1 protein-coding gene is annotated in these 2269 nt (G+C 63.9%); it reads left to right on the plus strand.

Annotation, left to right across the window (positions count from 1 at the left end; all coding sequences use genetic code 11):
- Positions 1–2092: TonB-dependent siderophore receptor (locus MOV74_RS36405; RefSeq protein WP_246932136.1), on the plus strand; the 2092-nt coding region annotated here is incomplete at its 5' end.
- Positions 2093–2269 lie beyond the last annotated feature (177 nt).

Below are 2269 nucleotides of genomic sequence, written 5' to 3' on the forward strand. Positions count from 1 at the left end.
CCAGCGCGCCTCGCAATCGCAGCGTGGCCGCGCCGCGCCGCCGCGCAATTCCGCAGCCGGCCAAGCCAGAAGCCCTGATACGCGCGAGGCTGGTAGCGGCCGTAGCAATGCGTCGAGCGAGAGCAGCTATGTTGCAAGCGGCAGCACGGCGGGCACGAAGACGAACACACCATTGCTGGAGAGCCCGCAGTCGATCTCGGTGGTGACGCGCAAGGAGCTCAACGATCGCGCCGTGCAGACGTTGACCGAGGCCGTCGGCTATCAACCGGGCGTCCGCATCGATGCCTCCGGCTACGATCCACGCTTCGACGCCATCTCGATCCGCGGCTTCGACGTTACCTACAACGGTGTCTATCTCGACGGGTTGCGCCTCGTCGGCGCCGGTCTCAGCGTGTTCAAGACTGAGCCCTATGGCGCCGACAGCATCACCGTGGTCCGCGGACCGAGCTCGGCGCTTTACGGCCTCGGCTCGCCCGGCGGATTGATCGACCTGCAGAGCAAGCTACCGACCAGCCAGCCGTTCCATGAGGTGCAGACGCTGTTCGGCGACCGCGAGCGCATCCAGGGGAATTTCGATCTCTCGGGGCCGATCGATCCCAACGGCCAGTTCTCGTATCGGCTGACCGGCGTCGTGCGCGACGCCGACGTGTTCGTGCCCGGCGGCAAGGACAATCGCACCTACGTCGCTCCGGCCGTCACCTGGAAACCGGATCAGTCGACGACCCTGACGATTCTCGGCGCCTACCAGAAATCGAAGACGCCCGGGTCGATGTTCACCTACTCTTCGGGCACCGGCACCACCACGGACATCTTCACCGGCAGCCCGTCCTACAATTCGCTCGATCAGGAACAGGGACGCGTCGGCTATTTGTTCGAGCATGCGTTCAACAACGCCGTGACCGTTCGCCAGAAATTCCGTTATGTCGACGTCGATGCGGTCACCCGCTATGTCGGCTTTCTCGGTGCGCCCGTCGGCAATGTCGTCTCGCGCTACACCGGCTACGTCCACGACACGCTGCAATCGGCCATCATCGACAACCAGGTGGAGGCCAAGCTCTCGACCGGCCCGGTGCAGCACACGCTCCTGATCGGCACCGACTACACCTCGTCGAAGTTCAACGACAAGCAGGGATTCGGCTTCGGCGTCTCCGATCTCAATCTGGCCGCGCCGGCTTACGTGCCGGAATCGATTCCCGATCCCGCGATCTCGTCCTCGACGCGGCAGCGGCAGACCCAGTCTGGAATTTACATCCAGGACCAGGCCAAGCTCGATCACTGGATCCTGACGCTGAGCGGCCGCAGCGACTGGGTCCGCACCACCGGCGAGGATCTGTTCGCGTTGACCCGGCAGCAGCAATCCGAACAGGCCTATAGCGGTCGAGCCGGGCTGACCTACGTGTTCGATTCCGGAATTGCACCCTACGTCGCCTATTCGACCTCGTTCTTTCCCAATCTTGGCGTCGATCCCTCGGGTGCCTTCTTCAAGCCGACCACCGGCGAGCAGACCGAGATCGGCGTCAAGTATCAGCCGCTGGGGACGCGGAGCTTCGTCACCGCCGCGGTGTTCGACCTGACGCAGGATGGCGGCCTGGTGACGACGGGAACGGGCGTGACGGTCCAGCGCGGCGAGATCCGGAGCCGCGGCTTCGAATTGCAGGGCCTCGCGAGCCTCGGCGGCGGTTTCGACCTCACCTCGTCGTACACCTATCTCGACATGGTCACCAAGCAGGCCGGAGACAGCGCGCTGGTCGGCAAGTTTCCGTCGGGAAATCCGCCCCACACTGCGACGCTGTGGGCGAACTATACATTGCCGCTGGCAGGCCCGTTTGCGGGACTGAGCATCGGCGGTGGTGCGCGTTATATGTCATGGAGCTATGGCGACGACCTCAACACGTTCAAGAATAGCTCGGTGACCCTGGTCGACGCGGCGCTGAAATATGATTTCGGCCAGGCGGCGAAGGAGCTGAAAGGACTTCAGTTCCAGGTCAACGCCAAGAACCTGTTCAACCTGCACTACACGACGTGCCAGGTCGGATATTGCTACCGCGGCGCACCGCTGACCGTTATCGCGACGCTCGGCTATCGCTGGTGAATGGACGCTCGATGAAGAGGGCTACCTGTCAATCACCAATAGATCCCGTGGCGATGCAATTCGCGGATCACGCGGGCCTCGACCGAGGGCGCGCGCCGCTTCGGCTTGGTCGCGGCCGGGCTCGATGCGGCTGACGCGGCTGTCGTTGCGGTTGGCGTGGTTGCGGCGAGCGAGGTC

The organism is Bradyrhizobium sp. SHOUNA76, from assembly GCF_023006445.1.
Lineage (GTDB): Bacteria > Pseudomonadota > Alphaproteobacteria > Rhizobiales > Xanthobacteraceae > Bradyrhizobium.